Source organism: Labrys sp. WJW (assembly GCF_001676615.1).
Lineage (GTDB): Bacteria > Pseudomonadota > Alphaproteobacteria > Rhizobiales > Labraceae > Labrys > Labrys sedimenti.
Genome location: NZ_LYXZ01000008.1, coordinates 37,421 through 56,785, shown reverse-complemented (window position 1 = coordinate 56,785; position 19,365 = coordinate 37,421). Strand labels below are relative to the sequence as shown.

At 65.2% G+C, this 19,365-nt stretch carries 15 protein-coding genes and 1 riboswitch; of the genes, 7 read left to right on the top strand and 8 right to left on the bottom strand.

Annotation, left to right across the window (positions count from 1 at the left end; translation table 11 throughout):
- The first annotated feature begins 113 nt into the window (after nt 1-113).
- From BA190_RS05915 to BA190_RS05905, 3 genes are read left to right on the top strand one after another with little or no spacing between them, the layout of a single operon-like run.
- On the top strand, nt 114-2,987 hold the full coding sequence (locus tag BA190_RS05915) for a DUF3772 domain-containing protein (protein WP_068284129.1): 2,874 nt from the start codon (nt 114-116) through the stop codon (nt 2,985-2,987).
- Nucleotides 2,988-3,001: 14 nt separating this feature from the next.
- The gene (locus BA190_RS05910) at nt 3,002-3,607 is read left to right on the top strand and encodes a CAP domain-containing protein (protein ID WP_068284126.1); all 606 of its coding nucleotides are present in this window, start codon (nt 3,002-3,004) and stop codon (nt 3,605-3,607) included.
- Between the two features lie 7 nt (nt 3,608-3,614).
- The gene (locus BA190_RS05905; protein ID WP_068284123.1) at nt 3,615-5,234 is read left to right on the top strand and encodes an AMP-binding protein; all 1,620 of its coding nucleotides are present in this window, start codon (nt 3,615-3,617) and stop codon (nt 5,232-5,234) included.
- 151 nt (nt 5,235-5,385) lie between these two features.
- On the opposite strand, the gene BA190_RS05900 is transcribed toward BA190_RS05905, so the two are convergent.
- Complete coding sequence (locus BA190_RS05900) at nt 5,386-6,162, bottom strand: Bax inhibitor-1/YccA family protein (protein ID WP_068284120.1); 777 nt, start codon at nt 6,160-6,162, stop codon at nt 5,386-5,388.
- A gap of 176 nt (nt 6,163-6,338) precedes the next feature.
- Nucleotides 6,339-8,900 carry an FtsX-like permease family protein gene (locus BA190_RS05895; protein ID WP_082979489.1) on the bottom strand — a complete coding sequence of 854 codons (2,562 nt, stop codon included), beginning with the start codon at nt 8,898-8,900 and terminating at the stop codon, nt 6,339-6,341.
- A 97-nt stretch (nt 8,901-8,997) separates the two neighbouring features.
- Here BA190_RS05895 and BA190_RS05890 point away from each other — a divergent pair, with 97 nt between their 5' ends.
- Nucleotides 8,998-9,291, top strand: a complete 294-nt coding sequence (locus tag BA190_RS05890) for a helix-turn-helix transcriptional regulator (protein ID WP_068284116.1) — start codon at nt 8,998-9,000, stop codon at nt 9,289-9,291.
- A gap of 145 nt (nt 9,292-9,436) precedes the next feature.
- A complete protein-coding gene (locus tag BA190_RS05885; protein ID WP_068284114.1) occupies nt 9,437-10,186 on the top strand; it encodes an SDR family NAD(P)-dependent oxidoreductase in 750 nt (249 codons plus the stop codon).
- Between the two features lie 47 nt (nt 10,187-10,233).
- Here BA190_RS05885 and BA190_RS05880 read toward each other — a convergent pair whose 3' ends face one another.
- The 6 genes from BA190_RS05880 to BA190_RS05855 all read right to left on the bottom strand — a co-directional run bounded on the left by BA190_RS05880 (nt 10,234) and on the right by BA190_RS05855 (nt 16,834).
- A complete protein-coding gene (locus tag BA190_RS05880) occupies nt 10,234-11,409 on the bottom strand; it encodes a rhomboid family intramembrane serine protease (protein ID WP_068284107.1) in 1,176 nt (391 codons plus the stop codon).
- Nucleotides 11,406-13,295, bottom strand: a complete 1,890-nt coding sequence (gene cobT, locus BA190_RS05875) for a cobaltochelatase subunit CobT (protein ID WP_068284105.1) — start codon at nt 13,293-13,295, stop codon at nt 11,406-11,408. Before cobT ends, BA190_RS05880 begins: the two co-directional genes overlap by 4 nt.
- A gap of 124 nt (nt 13,296-13,419) precedes the next feature.
- Nucleotides 13,420-14,406, bottom strand: a complete 987-nt coding sequence (gene cobS / locus BA190_RS05870) for a cobaltochelatase subunit CobS (RefSeq protein WP_068284099.1) — start codon at nt 14,404-14,406, stop codon at nt 13,420-13,422.
- Between the two features lie 282 nt (nt 14,407-14,688).
- The gene (locus BA190_RS05865; protein ID WP_068284096.1) at nt 14,689-15,303 is read right to left on the bottom strand and encodes a J domain-containing protein; all 615 of its coding nucleotides are present in this window, start codon (nt 15,301-15,303) and stop codon (nt 14,689-14,691) included.
- 529 nt (nt 15,304-15,832) lie between these two features.
- On the bottom strand, nt 15,833-16,603 hold the full coding sequence (locus BA190_RS05860) for a CbtA family protein (protein WP_068284093.1): 771 nt from the start codon (nt 16,601-16,603) through the stop codon (nt 15,833-15,835).
- Nucleotides 16,604-16,621: 18 nt separating this feature from the next.
- Nucleotides 16,622-16,834, bottom strand: coding sequence for a CbtB-domain containing protein (locus BA190_RS05855; protein WP_068284091.1), 213 nt, complete (start codon nt 16,832-16,834; stop codon nt 16,622-16,624).
- Nucleotides 16,835-16,866: 32 nt separating this feature from the next.
- Nucleotides 16,867-16,998, bottom strand: a riboswitch (cobalamin riboswitch).
- A gap of 50 nt (nt 16,999-17,048) precedes the next feature.
- On the opposite strand from BA190_RS05855, the gene BA190_RS05850 reads away from it, so the two are divergent.
- Nucleotides 17,049-17,603 (top strand): histidine phosphatase family protein, encoded by a 555-nt coding sequence (locus tag BA190_RS05850; RefSeq protein WP_068284089.1) that lies wholly within the window; start codon nt 17,049-17,051, stop codon nt 17,601-17,603.
- 117 nt (nt 17,604-17,720) lie between these two features.
- On the top strand, nt 17,721-19,037 hold the full coding sequence (locus BA190_RS05845; protein WP_068284086.1) for a UDP-glucose/GDP-mannose dehydrogenase family protein: 1,317 nt from the start codon (nt 17,721-17,723) through the stop codon (nt 19,035-19,037).
- The last annotated feature ends 328 nt before the right edge of the window (nt 19,038-19,365 follow it).

Below are 19,365 nucleotides of genomic sequence, written 5' to 3'. Positions count from 1 at the left end.
CTAGAGCAAGGCCGGCCCAGCGGAAACGCTCCTTTGCTCTGGTCCCCCGTTTCGATACGTGTTTGCGCTTCTTGGTAATTCCACCGAAGCGCAAAACACTCTAGTTTCGCGCCATGTTTCGTTCGCTTTCCCGCCTTCTGCTGCTCTGCAGCCTGCTTTTCACGCTCCTGGCTGCGCCCATGGCGGCGAGGGCGCAGGACGACCTGGCCCTGACGGGTTTCCAGACAGGGTTGAGTCTCGACAAGAAGTCTCTCGACGACATCGCGACCCAGCTCGCCACCATTACCGACAATGGCGAGGAGGCGCAGAAATCCCTGCAGGACCTGCGCGAGACGGTCAGCAGGAGGCGTGCCGATCTCGTCGCCTTGCTGGGCAGCATCATCCCGGCCCGCGACAAGGCCAAGGCAGCACTGGACGCTTTCCCCCCGCAGCCCAAGCCGGTCGACCCGCCCGAGGCCAAGGCCACGACCGACGCCCGCAAGGCGGCTTCCGACCTGCTCGCCAAGCTCAACGATGTTGCCGCCGAGACGCAAAAGCAGATTTCGCGCGCCGATCAGCTGGGCAACACCATTACCGTCCGCCCCTTCAATAATGCACTGGCCAAGGAACAGAAGTCGCTCGACGGGGTGGAGGCGACTCTGACCAGCTTACCTGCCGATCAGGAGAACGCGTCGAAGACGCTGGATGAGTTGCGCAGCACGGTGGATACGGCCATCACCAACCTCTCGGCACTGCAAGCGACGGTCTCCCCCTTGCTGGATCAGTCCAAGGCGAGGTTGGCAAAGCTGGGGGATCCAGATCCGTCCGAAAGCGCCGACATCGCCGAGACGCGCAGCACGCAGGGCAATCTGCAAAAGCAGCTCACCGATGTGGTCAAGGTGGCGGGAGACCAGTCCACTCGGGCGGCAAACCTCTCCAATGCCATCACCGAGCGGCAGCGCGAGCAGCTCACGGGCCGCCTCCTCAAGAGCGGCAACAGCCCTTTCTCCGGCGAATTCTGGATTCCAGTGCTGGAAAACCTGCCCAGGGCCGGGGAGTTGGCGAGGAACGCGTTCTCGGATCACAGCAGCTATCTGGTGTCGAAGGTCAATTCCACCAGCATCGCCATCTTCCTGCTGACCATCGCCATCGGCTATGCCGTCACACAGTTCCTGCGGCTGCGCATCCAGCGCTGGCGCGCCCGGCTGCCGCGCAGCAAGCGGGCCTCGCGACGCTACGTCGCCTCGCTCGATGCGGTGCTCGGCATCGCCCACATCATGCTCGGCGTGCCGGTCGGTATCACCGTGACGATGCTGGCCTTCGGTTTTTCCGGGCTCCTGCCGGAGAAGGTGCTTGCCGATTACGGCTCGAGCCTGATCGCTGCCTCCTCGATCGGCTTCGGCCTGTGGGCCCTGGCGCAGGCCGTGCTGGCCGAGGGCCACGCCGAATTGCGCCTGCTGCCCCTGAGCGACTGGGCCGTCCGCCGCATCGGACGGCGCATGGGCTGGCTCGCCGTGGCGCTGGGCCTGTCCGTTCTCCTGAATGGCGTCATCGAGCATCTCCACGCTGATCCCTCCCTCAGCGTGGCGCGCGAGACGATTTCGGCCATCCTCTATCTCGCCATCATCGTTTCCCTGCTCATCCGCCTCCGCAGCGCCCCGCCAACGGTGGTGGACGGCCGTACACTGGCGCCCGACGAGGATCTGACCGGGCTCGACATACTCAGGCCGATCGGGTGGCTCTCCGTGCTGGTGATGGCCGTATGCCTTGCTCTCGGCTACAGCACGCTCGCCGTGGCGGCGGCGGTCTTTCCGCTGCTCGTCCTGTGCGTGGTGGCGGCAAGCTATCTGCTCACCACCCTGGTCGATTCGGCTTTGACCGAACGGCTGATCTCGGACGTCGACCGTCGCCGTGCGGTGGCGAGTACCATCGGCGTCACCGCCAAGCAGGTCACCTTCGGGGCGACCCTGCTCTCCGGCGTCCTGCGCTTCCTGATCATCGCCTTTGCCGTCGGCAGCCTCGGCCTGCCCTTCGGCCTCTATTCGACCGACATGGCCCCGGCGATCCAGCGCGCCTATTTCGGCTTCAAGATCGGCGAGCTGACGATCTCGCCCTCGTCGATCATCAGCGGCGTGATGCTGTTCATCATCATCTGGGCGGTGATGCGCCTGATCCGGGGCTGGCTCGGCAACACGCTCTTGCCGCGCACCTCCCTCGATTCGGGCGTGCAGAACTCGATCGCCACCATCATCGGCTATCTCGGCTTCATCCTCGCCATTTCGGCCGGCCTGTCCGAGATCGGCGTGAGCTGGCAGAATATCGGCATCGTCGCCGGTGGTCTGTCGGTCGGTCTGGGTCTTGGCTTGCAGGGCATCGCCGGCAATTTCGTCTCCGGCCTGATCCTGCTGGCCGAAAGACCGATCCGGGTCGGCGACATCATCGCCGCCGCCGGCGAGGAGGGCTATGTCCGCCGCATCTCCGTGCGCTCGACCACGCTGGAGACCTATGATCGCGCCACGCTGATCATTCCCAATTCGACCCTGATCACCGGCTCGGTGAAGAACTGGGTCTATGGCAATACCTGGAGCCGGCTGCGCATCGCCCTGACCGTGCTCTATGACAGCGACATCGACGCGGTGAAGGCAGCCATGCTGGCCGCGCCGGAGGACGATCCGCGTATCCTGCCGACGCCGAGGCCCCAGGTCTACATGACCTCCATGGATGCAGGACTGGAATTCGAACTCATTGTGATGGTCGCCAGCATGGAGACGCAGGTTGCCGTCAAGAGCGACCTGCTCGCCCGTATCTTCAAGAATTTCAAGGCCAAGGGTATCCGCCTGCAGGGCCAGGGCGCCGCGGCGCCCCCGCAGCGGGTGATCCTGTTCGAGCCCGAACTGCAGGCGGCGATGACCGCCAGACTCAAGGGTGACCAGCCCGAGGCGGATGCTCCTGCCGCGGAGCCGGCCGCCGCCAAGCCTTCAACCCCGCCGGCTGCGGCGGGATCCTGACCGTGGAGAACTCGATGTCGCGCATGAGGGTGGCTGCGGCCGCTTTTCTTGTCTTGGGTGTTACCTTTGGATTGGGCGGCTGCGCCCTCACGCAAAAGCCCGAAGCCGTTTCCTATCAACGCCGGCCCGTATCCTTTAATCCGGCCCAGGCCCGGGACTGGCTGACCCAGTACCGCCAGAGCAAGGGCCTCACCGCGGTGGCGCTCGATTCGCGCCTGACGTCCTTCGCCCAGAACCAGGCCAATGCCATGGCTTCGGCCAACCAGCTCTCCCATTCGATCGGCGGCAGCTTCTCCTCCCGCGTCAAATCGGCCGGGCTGGACGATTCCAAGATCGGCGAGAATGTCTCCTACGGCACCTACACCGATCTCGACGCCATGAAGCAGTGGAAGAACTCGCCCGAGCATGACGAGAATCTGCTGATGCCAGGCGCCACCCGCTTTGGTATCGCCATTGCCAGGGCCGGCGAGCGGGTCTATTGGGCGATGGCGGTGGCTGGTGAACCCAGCCGGCCGGAGGAGGCGCAGGCCTTCGGGGCCGGTCCGGTGGTGCGCGTGGTACGCCGGCCTACGCGCGTGAAAAGCTCCGGAGGCCTCTTCGGCGGCCTGTTCGGGGGGTGAGTGCGGCATGAACGAGCTGGACAAGCAAGACTACGACATCGCCGCGCGCGATTTTCGCTGGGAGCTGCCGGCTCGCTACAATATCGGGGTGGATGTCTGCGACGTCTGGGCCCGGCGCGAACCGGACCGGCTCGCCATCCTGCGCCGGCTTCCCGGCGGCGGCAGCGAGCACATCAGCTATGGCGCCTTGCGCGAGGCCTCCGACCGCTTCGCTTTGGCGCTGAAACGTCTGGGTATCCGCAAGGGCGACCGCGTCGCGATCCTGCTGCCGCAATCGCCGGCGGTGGTGATCGCCCACCTCGCCGTCGCCAAGCTCGGTGCCATCTCCCTGCCGCTCGCCGTGTTGTTCGGCCCGGATGCACTGAGCTTCCGTCTGCGCGATTCCGGGGCCAAGGCCGTGCTGCTCGACGAAAGCGGGCTCGCCAAGCTCGGGGAGATCGAGGCCAGGCTGCCCGACCTGGAGACGGTGATCAGCGTCGACGGCGCCGGCGGAGGGGCGCTCGACTTCCATCGTCTGATCGCCGGAGCCAAGGGGGAGCTGGCGCCGATCGCCTCGACGCCCGACGATCCGGCCATGATGATCTACACCTCCGGTACCACCGGCCAACCCAAGGGTGCCGTGCATGGCCATCGCGTGGTGCTCGGTCACATTCCCGGCCTGCGCTTCGCCCATCCAGGGCTGGGCCAGCCCGACGACGTGATGTGGACGCCGGCCGATTGGGCCTGGGCGGGCGGCCTGCTCAACGTGCTGCTGCCCAGTCTGGCGCTGGGCGTGCCCGTGGTGGCAGGTCTCCATGCCAAGTTCTCGGTGGACGAGGTGCTGGGACTGCTGTGGGACTTCAAGATCCGCAATGCCTTCCTGCCGCCCACGGCCCTGCGCATGCTGCAGGCGGCGCATCAGCACGGCCAGGTCTACCGTACCCATCTGCGCTCGATCATGTCGGCCGGCGAGACGCTGGGGCCGGGCACCTATGCCTGGGCCGAAGCGGCCTTCGGCTTCCCGGTGAACGAGCTCTACGGCCAGACCGAATGCAATCTCGTGCTCGGCTCCTGCCACGAACTCGGGGTTTCCAGGCCCGGCGCCATCGGCAAGGCCGTGCCCGGCCATCGCGTGGCGGTGGTCGACGAAGAGGGGCAGGAAAGCCCGATTGACGAGATCGGCGAGATTGCGGTGCGCGCGCCCGATCCGGTGATGTTCCTGGGCTATTGGGGCAACGCCACCGCCACCACCGCGAAATTCCGCGACGGCTGGCTGATGACCGGCGACAAGGCGCGCCGCGACATCGACGGCTATGTGCATTTCGTCGGCCGTGGCGACGACATCATCACCTCGGCCGGCTATCGCATCGGCCCTGGTGAGATCGAGGACTGCCTGATGCGCCATGCCGCCGTCGCGATGGCGGCGGTCGTCGGCATGCCCGACACCTTGCGGACCGAGATCGTCAAGGCCTTCGTGGTGCTCAAGCCGGGCTTCACGGCATCGGACGCCATGACCGCCGACCTGCAGCTCTTCGTGCGCGAACGCCTGTCCGCCCACGAATATCCGCGCGTGATCGCCTATGTCGACGCCCTGCCGCTGACCTCGTCCGGCAAGATCATCCGCCGGGCCCTGCGCGAGCTCGACTGAGGCTTTCACGGAGCGCGGACATCCTGGCCGCTCCTCCTCCCCAAGCTCGCTTCGGCCCAGAGATAGTGCGGACAAGATGTCCGGGCTCCTAAAAACAAAACCGGCCGGGGAAACCCCGGCCGGCGCAATGCGTCAAGAAGCTCTTCAGGGATCAGCGGCGGTCGCCGAGCAGGCGCAGCAGCATGATGAAGAGGTTGATGAAGTCGAGATAGAGCGTCAGCGCGCCATGGACGGCGAGCTTCTCGCCCTCGTCGCGGCTGAAGCTGTGCGCATTCTCCACATAGAGCGACTTCAGCATCTGGGTGTCGTAGGCGGTCAGGCCTGCGAAGATGCCGACGCCGGCGACGCTGATCATGAAGGTCAGCATGCCCGAGGGGAAGAACAGGTTGACCAGGCTGGCAAGCAGCAGGCCGACCAAGCCCATCATCAGGAAGGCGCCGAAGGCCGAGAGGTTACGCTTGGTGGTGTAGCCGTAGAGGCTCAGGGCACCGAAGCTGGCGGCCGAGATGAAGAAGACGCGAGCAATCGAGCCATGCGTGTAGACGAGGAAGATCGTCGACAGTGACAGGCCCATGAGGGCCGAGAACACGTAGAACAGAACGCGCGTGGTTTGAACCGAGCGACCTTCCGTCCCCATGTTCATCCAGAACACCATGCCAAGGGGGGCGAATGCGACGACCCACTTGAAGGGGGAGTTGAACAGGAACATGCCGAACGAGTTCAGCTCGACGATCTTGCCCGCCTCGTTGACCACGATCCCCGAGGCCATGTAGGCGCCGAGCGCCACCAGGCCGGTAATGGCCACGCCCAAGGTCATGTGGTTGTAGACCGCGAGCATGAATGCGCGCAGGCCCTGATCGATCGCCGGTGCTCCGGCGCGGACGTCGGAGACGGTGCCGGCCGAGAAACGAGGATCATTGAAAGCCATGTGTCTCTCCAGATGCGGCACATGCCGCAAAAAGCTTGCTCTTATGTAGTGCTTTCCATTGAAACAGTTAAGTGAATTGCTTGCAATGTTGCCGGCATGCCACCGTGGGGTGGTCGATCTTCATCGCCTGAACTTCGGCTGAAACGCTTGTCATTTCAAGCACCTGCCATCCGGGCCTACAGGCTTCGCAGATGCGAGGCCGGTTTCTGGCGCAGGATGCGCCAGGTACCCGCAAGGCCGAACAGGATGGTCAGCGCCAGGGCGCCGAAGGCAGCCCCGAAAGCCGGCCCGGCCAGGAAGGTGAAGCTGAAATTCATCAGATAGGTGACGATCAGCCAGGCGCAAGCGGTACCGGCGACCACGCCGAACAGGGCGGTGGCGAGGCCCAGCAGCCCGTATTCGAGGATGAAGGCGAAGAGGATGCGCCCGCGCGTGGCGCCCAGCACCTTGAGGATGACGGCGTCGTAGAGCCGGCTGCTCTGCCCGGCGGCCAGCGCGCCCGCCAGCACCAGGATCGAGGCGACGAGGGCGATGGCGGCGGCGGCCCGGATCGCCATGGCGAGCTGGCCGGCGAGATCGGCGAAGCTCTGCAGCGCATCCTTGATGCGCACGGCGGTCACCATCGGGAAGGCGTCGGCCACCTGCTTGAGCAGGCCGAGTTCGACGGCATCGTCGGCCCCATGCGGGAAGGTGAGGGTGGCGATGTCCGTCACCGGCGCGCCCTTGAAGGTGTTCGGTGAATAGACCAGTACGAAATTGATGCCGAAATTCTGCCATTCGAGCTTGCGCAGGGCTCCGACCTTGGCGGTGATGTTGCGGCCGAGTACGTTGACGGTGATGGCGTCGCCGACCTTGAGGCCGAGACCATGTGCGACCTCCTGCTCCAGGGAGACCAAGGGCGGGCCGGTATAATCGGGACCCCACCACTGGCCCTCGACCACGCGTGAGCCGGCCGGCACCGCGTCGGTGAAGGTGACCCCGCGATCTCCGCTCAGCACCCAGGCGATGTTCGGGGATGGCTTGATCTTATCCGCCGGCACGTCCTTCACGCTGACGATGCGGCCGCGCAGCATCGGTACGCGCTCGCTGGTCGCCTGCGGGGCGGCCTGCTTGAGGAAGGCGTCGAAGCGGGGCGCGTCGGCGCGGCGAATGTCGACGAAGAAGAAACTCGGCGCCTTGTCGGGAATGGCGGCGGAAAGCTGGTGGCGGATATTGCCGTCGACCAGCGTCAGGGCCACCAGCAGGCAGAGCCCCAGGCCGAGCGAGAGCACCACCGAGGGGGTGGCGGCGCCGGGACGGTGGATATTGGTAACGGCCAGACGCAGCGGCGTGGAGTGCGGGCGGGGCAGCCGGCGGGCGAGCGCCATCAGCAGGCTTGCCACCACGCGCAGGAGGATGAAGGCGCCGAGCGCGGAGCCGACATAGACCAGGGCCACCTTGCGGTCGGCGGCGAAGAACACCGCCAGGGCGACCAGGGCGGCGACGGCCAGGCCGGCAAGGGTGAGCACGATGGGGGCCGGCCAGCGCCGTGTCGGGGCGATGGCATCGCGGAACAGGGCCGATACGGAGATGTCCCGGGCCCGCCCCAGGGGCAGCAGAGAGAAGGCGAGGGCAGTCAGCAGACCGTAGAGGGCAGCGAGCGCGAGCCCGGCCGGATTGAGCACCGGCGTGATCGGCAGCGGCAGATAGTCAGCAAAGCCATAGGCCAGGATGAAGGGCAGGGCGGCGCCGGCGACAAGACCGATGACGATGCCGAGAGAGGCCAGCAGCAGGGTCTGGGTGAGATAGATGCCGGTGACGAGGTTGGCTCCGGCTCCCAGCGTCTTCAGCGTGGCGATGCTGTCGCGCTGGCGTTCGACGAAGGCCCTGACGGCATTGGCGACACCGACGCCGCCGACGAGCAGGGCCGTCAGCCCGACCAGCGTGATGAACATGGTGAAGCGCTCGATGCCACGCCGAAGCTCCGGGGAGGCGTCGTCGCGGGTGCGGACCTCCCAGCCGGCCTGGGGAAAGGCCTCGTTCGCTTTCTGGCGAACGGCATCCGGCGAAACATTCGGCGGCAGTACCAGGCGATAGCGCCAGCGGATCAGGGAGCCCGGCTGGATCAGCCCGCTCTCGCGCAGCGCGTTCAGGGTGATCATCAGGCGAGGCCCGAAGGAAATGCCGCCGGCGATCTTGTCCGGCTCGCCGACGAGGCGATCGACCAGGCTAACCGTCAGGTTGCCGATGGTGACGGCGGCGCCGGGTTGCAGGCCGAGCCGGGCGAACAGGGCGGCGTCGGCTGCCGCATCGGCCCGGCTGCCCTGGCCGCCGATGGTGGCGGACAGGGCCTGGCCCTTGCCGAACTCCACCGTGCCGAGCAGGGGATAGGCCTGGTCGACCGCCTTGATTTCGACCAGGGCGGTCTGGCCGTCCGGTGTGCGCGCCATCGCCCTTGTGCTTGCGGCGACAGAGAGCCGCCCCTGCTGTCCGATGAAGGCGAGCTCCTCGGGACTGGCTTCGCGCCCCACCAGCGTGAACTCGATGTCTCCGCCATTGATCACCCGACCCTGGCTGCGCAGCCCGTCCGACAGGGCGCTGGAGATGGCGTCGACCCCGGCGATCGCCATCACGCCGAGAGCGAGGCAGGCAAGGAAAATACCGAAACCGCGGATGCCGGCGCGCAATTCACGCAGGGCAAAGCGCAGGGGAAGGGGAAGCGAAGCGAGGAACATCGGTGATGTTGAGCGGATGGACAAGGCCGAATCAAGGCAAAGTGGGGGTGCGCTCCGCTTACCGCAAGCCGCGCACCACGATATTGCGCGAGCCCGTGACAGACATGATATAGGCTCCATCATGACGATGACCGCGCCAGTTTCGCTGACGGAGCGCCAATGCACCCTGATCGCCAGGGCGCTGGCCGAGCCGCGGCGCTTTCAGATCCTCAAGGAAATCGCTGCGCAAGGCGGCTCGATGGCCTGCGCCTGCATGCAGCAGAAGCATGAGGTCACGCCGGCGACCTTGTCCCATCATATGAAGGAGCTTGAGAATGCCGGGCTCATCGAGATCGTGCGCGAGGGCAAGTTCGCCACGCTCGTGCTCCAACGCGAGACGCTGGATGCCTATCTGCGCGAACTGGCCAGCCTGTAGGGCAGGATGAGGGGCGGCACCGTCGAACGTCCATAAGCACCTTCCTCCTCCGGCCTGCTCGCAAAATTTTCCATCACCCGCTCTTGTTTCATTTCGATGATTATCTAACTATCGAATCATTGTCACTCGAACCAAGAGATATTCGATGAGCAGATTGGCAGGTAAGGTCGCCGTGGTTACCGGTGCCTCTAAGGGCATCGGCGCGGGTATTGCGAAAAGCCTGGCGGCCGAAGGCGCCGCCGTCGTGGTGAATTATGCCTCGAGCCGGGATGGAGCCGAGAAAGTCGTCGCCGAGATCACCGCCAAGGGCGGCAAGGCGATCGCCGTCAAGGGCGACGTCTCCAAGGCGGAAGAGGTGAAGGCCATCTTCGTCGAGGCCGAGAAGGCCTATGGCCGGCTCGACGTCCTGGTGAACAATGCCGGCGTTTATGCCTTCGCACCGCTCGAAGAGGTGACGGAAGCCGAGTTCCATCGCCAGTTCAACACCAATGTGCTCGGGCTGCTGCTGGCCAGCCAGGAGGCGGAGAAGCATTTCGGCCCCGAGGGCGGCAGCATCATCAATATCGGCTCGGTTGCGACCGACGTGAATTTCCCGGCCACATCGGTCTACACCGCCACCAAGGGGGCGGTGACCTCGATCACCCGGGTGCTGGCCAAGGAACTCGGCCCCAGGAAGATCCGGGTGAATTCGATCAACCCCGGCATGGTGGAGACGGAGGGCGTGCACGCCGCCGGCTTCATCGGCGGCGACCTGGAAACCCAGACCGTGGCCCAGACTCCGCTGGGACGCATCGGCCAGCCCGAGGACATCGCGCCCGTCGCGGTCTTCCTGGCCTCGGGCGAATCCGGCTGGCTGACCGGCGAGGTGCTGGCGGTCTCCGGCGGCGTCCGATAGGCAGCGGGATCAGGCAAGGGTGGGACGCCGGCCAGGGCGTTCCGCCCTCAATCTCCGCCTGTCAGCCGTTTCAGGCCCGCCTGGGTTTCAGGTTCGTTCGGGATCAGGCGCAGGGCAGCCTTGTAGTCCGCGATCGCCTCCTCGCGCCGGCCCAAGGCTTCGTAGATATGGGCGCGGGTGTCGAGGATGGCGCCTTCGTCAGGCGCCGCCTTGACCGCGGCCTCGGCATCCGCCAGTCCCTCTTCGGCGCGGCCGAGCTTGAACAGGGACCAGGCCCGCAGGTTGAGCGTCACGGCGTCGTTGCGTCCGCCCTTGATGGCGAGATCCACTTCCCGGAGAGCGCCCTCATAGTCGTCGCGCTGGGCCAGCACGAGGGCACGCAGCAGGCGGGCATCCGCATTGTTCGGGTCGACGGCAAGAACCGCGTCGGCTTGGTCCTGGAGGTCCTCGACGCTTTTCGTCGCGGCGTTCTGGTCATTCGTGCTGAACTGCCAGACCCGGGAGGTCGTGTTGCCAAGGCCGAAGGCCAGGGCGAGCAACGCCAGGCTGGCAAGCGTGAAGGCAAGACGACGGGGTTCCTGGAAGGGACCGATACGACGGGTGATGAGCACGGCGGCGGCCAGGCCGCCGAGGAAGCCGCCAAAATGGCCTGCATTGCTGATGCCGGGATTGAGGAGCCCGTAGAGGAAGTTGAGGCCGGCCCAGAAGGCGGCGTTGGTCATCAGGGCCCGGCCGAAGGCGTCGCCGCGCCGGGCACCATACAACACGATGGCACCGAGCAGCCCGAAGATCGCTCCGGAGGCACCGAGGGAAAACACCTCGCCCCACAGCACCGAGGCGGCGGCCCCGGCAATACCGCCGATGGCATAGATCACGAAGGCCCGCAGCCGGCCATAGGTCCGCTCCACCATCGGCATGACCTGAAACAGCGAGAACAGGTTCAACGCCAGATGCGGCAGGCTGCCATGCAGATAGGGCGCGGTGAACAAGGTCCATATCCGCCCCTGGGTGAAGGGAACCTGGCCGCCGATGCCGAGCGTGTAGAGGATCCCCTGCGAAGGCTGCCAGAGGATCCGCGCGAGATTCTCGGGCGAGCCGGCCAGCCAGGCCGTGAACAGCGCAGCCACCAAATAGAGGCCGGCGCAGACCGCCGCCAAGGGGTAGGCCAGGGGCATCGGCCCGAACAGGGCGCGATGCCACAGAGGCGGCTGCCGGGAGCTCACGCGGCGGCTCGGCGCGAGCCCGACGCCCCGGTTTCCTCGAAGAGTTCGGCGAGCTTGTCGGTCATGACGCCGCCGAGTTCCTCGGCATCGACGATGGTGACGGCGCGCTTGTAATAGCGCGTGACGTCATGGCCGATGCCGATGGCGATCAGCTCTACCGGCGAGCGCGTCTCGATATCCTCGATCACCCAGCGCAGGTGGCGCTCCAGATAATTGCCGGTGTTGACCGACAGGGTCGAATCATCGACCGGAGCGCCGTCCGAGATCACCATCAGGATGCGCCGGCTTTCGAAGCGCCCGAGCAGGCGCTGATGCGCCCAGGCCAGCGCTTCGCCGTCGATATTCTCCTTGAGCAGCCCTTCGCGCATCATCAGACCGAGGCTCTTGCGAGCCCGGCGCCAGGGCGCGTCGGCCGATTTGTAGATGATGTGCCGGAGGTCGTTGAGGCGGCCGGGGGACGCCGGTTTGCCGGCCTGCAGCCAGCTCTCGCGCGACTGGCCGCCTTTCCAGGCTCTCGTGGTGAAGCCCAGGATCTCCACGCGCACGCCGCAGCGTTCCAGCGTGCGGGCGAGAATGTCCGCGCAGGTCGCGGCCACCGTGATCGGGCGTCCGCGCATCGAGCCGGAATTGTCGATCAAGAGCGTCACCACCGTGTCGCGGAAATCGGTGTCGCGCTCGCGCATGAAGGAGAGCGCGGAAGTCGGGTCGATGATGACACGCGACAGGCGGGCCGGATCGAGCATGCCTTCCTCGAGATCGAAATCCCAGGAGCGGTTCTGTTGCGCCATCAGGCGGCGCTGCAGCCGGTTGGCCAGGCGCGCCACCACGCCCGACAGGCTGGAAAGCTGCTTGTCGAGATAGGCTCGCAGGCGATCGAGTTCCTCGGGATCGCACAGATCCGCCGCCTCGACGATCTCGTCGAAGCGGGTGGTGAAGGCCTTGTAGTCGCTGGCGCGCCGCTCATTGTCGCGATGCTCGGGCGGCCGCCAGGGTTGGGCCGCCTCCTCGGCATCGCCCGTCTCGGTATCGTCCGGCAGGTCGGAGGAGGGCGATTCGGCGTCCTGTGTCTCGCCGTCCTGGGATTCCTCGTCCTCGCTCTCGGTTTCCTCGAGCTTCATGGATTCGGAATCGTCCTGGGCCTCGCCCTGGTTCTCCTGGTTCTCGCCTTCCTGCTCGCTTTCGGCATCGTTCTCGCGATCGTCGGAATCGTCGCTATCGGCCTGCGCTTCCTCGGACAAGCCCATATGGGTCAGGAGGTCGTTCATGGCGCGGGCGAAGGCCCGCTGGTTCTCGATCACGCTGTCGAGGCGGGCGAGGTCCTTGCCGGCCTTCTCTTCGATCAGCGGGCGCCACAGGTCCACCAGCTTGCGGGCCGGCTCGGGCGGGGCGAGGCCGGTCAGCTTCTCGCGCACCATCAAGGCGAGGGCATCCTCGACCGGGGCTTCCTCGCGGACACGGATGTCCTCATATTTGCCGCCGCGGAAATAGCGGTCCTCGAGCATGGCGGTGAGGTTGTTGGCCACCCCGGCCATGCGGCGTGACCCGATCGACTCGCAGCGGGCCTGCTCGACGGCATCGAACACGCTGCGCGCCTGCTCGTTCTGCGGGGCGTGGCGGCGATGCACTGCCGGGTCATGGCAGGCGAGACGGAGTGCCATCGCATCGGCCTGCCCACGTACGATCGCCGCGACATGGGCATCGAGCTTGCGCGGCGGTTCGGCCAGGCGCGCCTTGTCGGCCATCAGCATCGGCTTTTCCGAAGCGAAGGTCACTTCGAGATCCGGCTTGCGGGCGATGGCGCGCAGGGCCCCGGCCACCGAACGCTTGAAGGCGTCGTTGGGAACGTCCTTGGGCTTTTCGCCGGGCTTGCGGTTCGTCGTGGTCATGATGCCGTCAATCCTGGGAGCGCGGACGTTCTCGTCCGCTCTTCCTCTCTTACGAGCGTGGTGTTTCCAGGGGCGGACCGTCCGACACTCGCTTGAGTGTCATGGGGACGTCCGCGCCCCCGGATCACGTCAGCGCGACGTTCACCGAGCTTTCGGCCAGCTCGGCCCCGAAGGCGCGCTGGTAGAACTCGGCCACGAGGCTGCGTTCGAGCTCGTCGCACTTGTTGAGGAAGGTAACACGGAAGGCAAAGCCGATATCGTGGAAGATATTGGCGTTCTCGGCCCAGGTCAGCACCGTGCGCGGCGACATCACGGTGGAGAGGTCACCGTTCATGAAGGCGTTGCGGGTGAGATCGGCGACGCGCACCATCTTGTTGACGATGTCGCGGCCGTTCGGGCTCTTCTGATAGTGCTTGGCCTTGGCCAGCACGATGTCGACTTCCTTGTCATGCGGCAGATAGTTCAGCGTGGTGACGATCGACCAGCGGTCCATCTGGCCCTGGTTGATCTGCTGGGTGCCGTGATAGAGGCCGGAAGTGTCGCCCAGGCCCACCGTGTTGGTGGTGGCGAACAGGCGGAAGGCCGGATGAGGGCGGATCACGCGCTTCTGGTCGAGCAAGGTGAGCTTGCCCGAGATTTCCAGCACGCGCTGGATCACGAACATCACGTCGGGACGACCGGCGTCATATTCGTCGAACACCAGGGCGATGTTGTTCTGCAGGGCCCAGGGCAGCATGCCGTCGCGGAACTCGGTGACCTGCTTGCCGTCCTTGAGGACGATCGCGTCCTTGCCGACGAGGTCGATACGCGAGACATGGCTGTCGAGATTGATGCGCACGCAGGGCCAGTTGAGACGGGCGGCGACCTGCTCGATATGCGTCGATTTGCCCGTGCCGTGATAGCCCGTCACCATCACGCGGCGATTATGGGCAAAGCCCGCCAGGATCGCCAGCGTCGTCGGCTTGTCGAAAAGATAATCGGGATCGAGGTCCGGGACGTGGTCGGAGGATTGGGAATAGGCCGGTACTTCGAGATCCGTATCGAAACCAAACAACTTTTTGGCCGAAACCATGATGTCCGGCAGATTGGCCGGTGTCGTTGCGTCAGTCATTATGCCTTCCTTGGCTCGCGCCAGGACGGCGCAGCCGACAATCAGTTCCAGCGGGCCGGACGATGCCGCCCCTGGAGTAAAAGCGCACTTCTACTCCAACTCCCTGGTTCGACGCGTCTTTGCGATTTGAAGCTGGTCATTCAAATCACAAAACGCCTTGGCCGAATTTCCCTGTCTCGCCAGGCGGGGCATGGGACGCTCGACATCGTCTCGACGATCTGGCGGAGATTTCCCGGATTGGACACGCTCCAAGCCCGGAAGCCTCGCCGGTGTTGCGGGCGCTCAGCAGAGCCCGGCGCTACGCAGCGTATTATAGGCCTGGATGATCCCGCGCAATTTATCTTCGCTGGATCGGTCCCCGCCATTGGCATCGGGATGGAGACGTTTGACCAGCGTCTTGTAGCGCGCCTTGATTTCGGGGCCGCTGGCGGTTTCCGGCAGATCGAGCGCGTCAAGGGCCTTGCGCTCCAGCAATTTCAGCCGTCGTCCCTCGGGTTCGGGCGTTCCTTGCGGGCGGCGGAAGCCGTGATCCTCGTCGAAGAAACCGAAGCCGTCATGGATCTCGGGGCCGGGTTGCGGCCCTTCGCCGCGCTTCTTGGACCAGGGATTGACCCCCATCGTCCAGGTCGGGCGATGGCCGGTGGCCGCATCGCGCTGATAGGCGCTGACCGAGTCGTCCGGCAGGCCGGCGAAATAATTATAGGTCTTGTTGTAGTCGCGCACGTGTTCCAGGCAGAAATGCCAGAACTGGCCTTCGCGGTTGCGCCCCTTGGGCGCACGAAATTCGCCGGCGTTCCGGCAACCGGCATGTTCGCATAGCCGTACGCTCGCCGGCTGGACCTCTTCGGCCCTTGGGCGCACCCGGATGCGATCAAACAAGGGCGAGTCCAGATCCATAATGACACACTATGCGAGGGTGAACACAAATGGGCAAGCGCGAGCTTGGACGCAAGAGCGTTTTGTAATTCGAACGAAGCACGTCAAATCGCAAAGACGCGTAAAACCAAACAGCGAGAGCGACAAGCGTTCATACCTGAACACGCTTTGCTCTATAGCGTTTTGCGATTAGACCGAATCACCTGGAATCGCAAAGACGCGTCGAAACAATGAGTTAGAGCAAATAAGCGTTCACACCTGAACGCGCTTTGCTCTAGGGTTAATCGAAGGTGGAATGCCGCTGCACAATCTGAAATATGGGGTCTGTCGACCCAAAAAAGAAAGAGGCCGCCCAATGGCGGCCCAAGTCTTAGGGAGGAAACGCCCAAGGAGGGCAGTGGGGGAGCGCAAAGGCGCATCCGCCACGTCCCTAAAGTGATCCTCATCGGTTCATTTCGCAAGTGCGAAATGAAATAAATTTTGAAAACCGCCCCAAAATCGGGTCGGTGTTGTAAAAATGCGACGTTTGCCGCGGTTGGCCGGCCTCTTGTCAGCGGCTGGCGCGGGCTTGCAGCAGTTTTTGTGCTGCAATGCCGAAGGCGATCCCGAGCGTCGCCCACAGCACGGCATGAATGCCGAGCGAGGCGATGCGGAACTTCCACAACACCGTGGCCGAAAAATCGGCTGGGATGTCGTTGACCGTCGGCAGGATCTGCATGGCCACCACCATCACCACCAGATAGGCTGCCGCCCCCACGAGGTTGGCGTTCCAGCGGCCGAGGCTGGCAGCGAGCCGGTTCGCGGTGCCGAGAGCCGCAGCCATCGTCACGAGGGACAGCAGGATCAAGCCGAAATAGAAGGCGGTGCGCAGACCGATCGTGTCGGGATTGCCGACGGCCGGCGGATTGGCAGGATATTTGATCTGCGGCACCACCATGATGGCGGCGAAGCCGATGACGGCGATCAATCCGGCGGTTGCGCGCGGGCTGAGGCTGCCGATCCGGCCCTGCGCGAAGGCAAAGATCAGGGCGAAGATGCCGCCGAGCGCTGCGCCATAGACGACCATGCCTGTGACGAGCCCGTAGCTGGCCTGGACCGGCCGGCTGACCGGCTCTTCCTCGTGTTCATGGGCTGCGGTCGTCTGCGCAGCGCCGGGAGCCGGCGCAGCTGTCGGAGCGGGCGCCGGCTCGGATGCGTGGCTTTCCTCGAAAGCGATGGCGGCATCGACCTGGGGTTCACCGAACACCCAGGCGAAGCCGGACGCAAACAGTCCGGCCAGGATGCCGATCAGCATCCCCCGGATCAAAAGCGATCTAACCATGTCGTGTGCCTATGCGCCCTAGTGGCAGGGGAAGCCGAGCAGATGGCGGGCGTCATGCACGAATTCGTGGATGTAGACGCCGGGAATCAGCGAGGTTGCGCCCTGTTCGGCGCCAACGAAATAGATGGCGAGCACAGCCAGGAGCACAGTGAAGAGCGCCCAGGGCAGGATCTCGCGGACCGGGATGGCGATCGGCTGCTGGGCGACGGGTGCCAGAGTTGCGGTGGTCATGAAAAGCTCCTTGGGATTACGCGTCCCGTTACGAGTCATGCTGCCTTGGAAGAGGTCTGACTTCCGGATTGACGCCGCAGCGCCGCCGTTCACAGTGGCGCGACCGTGCCGGAATTCCACCGGCTTCCCACCCTTGGCAAAGCTCTTCCATAAGAGCGCAAGTCACGGATATGTCAATATTCTGGAAGCGACTTTATCTTGGGGAATTGCCTTCATGACGCCACGCCTGATCCTGCTGTGCCATGGAGCGACGCCCGCACTGCGTGCGGCGGGGTTTCCACTCGACGAGGCGCTCGACGCGAGGGGGGAGAAGGCGGCTCGGGACCAGCAGGGACGTTTCGCCAAGGCGACCCGCGTCCTGAGCAGTCCGGCGCTCAGGGCCCGCCAGACGGCGCATGCCCTCGGCCTCGATCCTGAAATCGACGAGGCCCTGCGCGAATGCGACCATGGCCGCTGGGCGGGGCTTGGCCTGGAGGCGGTGGCCGCCGCCGAGCCCGAAGCGCTTGGGGCGTGGCTGACCGATCCGCAGGCCTGCCCGCATGGCGGTGAGAGCATTGCGGCGGTGATTGCACGGGTCGGTGCCTGGCTCGATGGCGGGCGGTTCGAGGGCTACACGCTGGCCGTTACCCATGCCTCGGTGCTGCGCGCGGCGATCGTTCATGTCCTCGGCAGCGAGCCTCGTTCCTTCTGGCGCATCGAGGCTGGCCCACTGGCAAGCGCTGATCTCAGGCCTTCCGCCCGCGGCTGGTCGCTGCGGCTAGGGTCGTAGAGGCGTCTCGGCAAGGCCCTCCGGCAGAGCTGCTTTTCCTTTTTCGTCATTGGCATGTCGCCGGGCCTTTTGTAGACACGGCTCTGACGGGTTAGTCGCCCAAACAGGATTGATGTCATGCGCGTTGCAATGATCGGTACGGGTTATGTCGGCCTGGTGACGGGGGCTTGCCTCGCCGATTTCGGCCATGTCGTCACCTGCGTCGACAAGGATCCGGCCAAGATCGAGGGCTTGCTGGCCGGGCGCATGCCGATCTACGAGCCGGGCCTCGACGATCTGGTGGCCCGCAATGTGCGCGAGAAGCGCCTGTCCTTCACCACCGAGCTCGCCCCTGCCGTGCGCGATGCGGCCGTGGTGTTCCTGGCCGTCGGCACGCCCTCGCGCCGCGGCGACGGGCATGCGGACCTGTCCTATGTCTATGGCGCTGTCAGGGAGATCGCCGCGGCGGTCGAGGGCTTTACCGTGGTGGTGACCAAGTCGACGGTGCCGGTCGGTACCGGCGACGAAGTCGAGCGGCTGATCCGCGAAGTCAGGCCCGATGCCGACGTTCGCGTGGTCTCCAACCCCGAATTCCTGCGCGAGGGCGCGGCGATCGAGGATTTCAAGCGCCCGGACCGCATCGTGGTCGGCGCGGAGGACGAGCGCGCCAAGGAGGTGATGGCCGAGGTCTATCGCCCGCTCCATCTCAATCAGGGGCCGCTGCTGTTCACGGCCCGGCGGACCTCCGAACTGATCAAATATGCCGCCAACGCCTTCCTGGCGACCAAGGTCACCTTCATCAACGAGATCGCGGACCTGTGCGAGAAGGCCGGCGCCAATGTGCAGGAAGTGGCGCGCGGCATCGGCCTCGACAACCGCATCGGCTCCAAATTCCTGCATGCGGGGCCGGGTTTCGGCGGTTCCTGCTTTCCCAAGGATACGCTGGCACTGCTGCGCACGGGGCAGGAGCATGGCGTGCCGCTGCGCATCGTGGAGGCGGTGGTCGGGGTCAACGATGCCCGCAAGGCGGCGATGGCGCGCCGCGTCATCGCTGCCCTCGACGGCAACATCGCCGGCAAGACGGTGGCCCTGCTCGGCCTCGCCTTCAAGCCGAACACCGACGACATGCGCGACAGTCCCTCGATTCCGATCGTGCTTGCCCTGCAGGACAAGGGGGCCAAGGTGCGGGCCTATGATCCCCAGGCGATGGAGGAGGCGCACAAGGTCCTCAGCGAGGTCGACTATCGCTCCAGCGCCTATGACTGCCTCGATGGCGCCGATGTCGCGGTGATCGTCACCGAATGGGACGAGTTCCGGGCGCTCGACCTCGAACGGGTCAAGAACCTGCTCACGCGGCCGGTGATCGTGGACCTGCGCAATATCTACCGGCTCGAAGACATGAAGCGGCACGGCTTCCGCTATGAGAGCATCGGGCGCGAGGGGACGGCACCCTGAGCTGACCGCCCCGCGAATTTGCGCGGCCAGGCGCAGGCGCGGCTGGCTCGAGAAGGCAGCAGGCAAGGCCTCGCCTCGTTCGGGGAGAGGGCCAGCACGTCCAGTTCGCACCAACGGAATGCAGCCACGCGGCTGTCAAGCGCCGGCGCGAGAAATGACAGGCGTGTTGCGGATTTGCACCAAGTCCCAACTCACGGTTGCAGGGCGCGGATCTTGATTGGATCAAAGCGCTAAGAATTATCATACTATAAGGCTCACACGGCGATTCGACCGCGATTCCGGCCGGTGGAGCGCTGAACAGGATCTCCGAACCTGCCCTGGCGGCGCA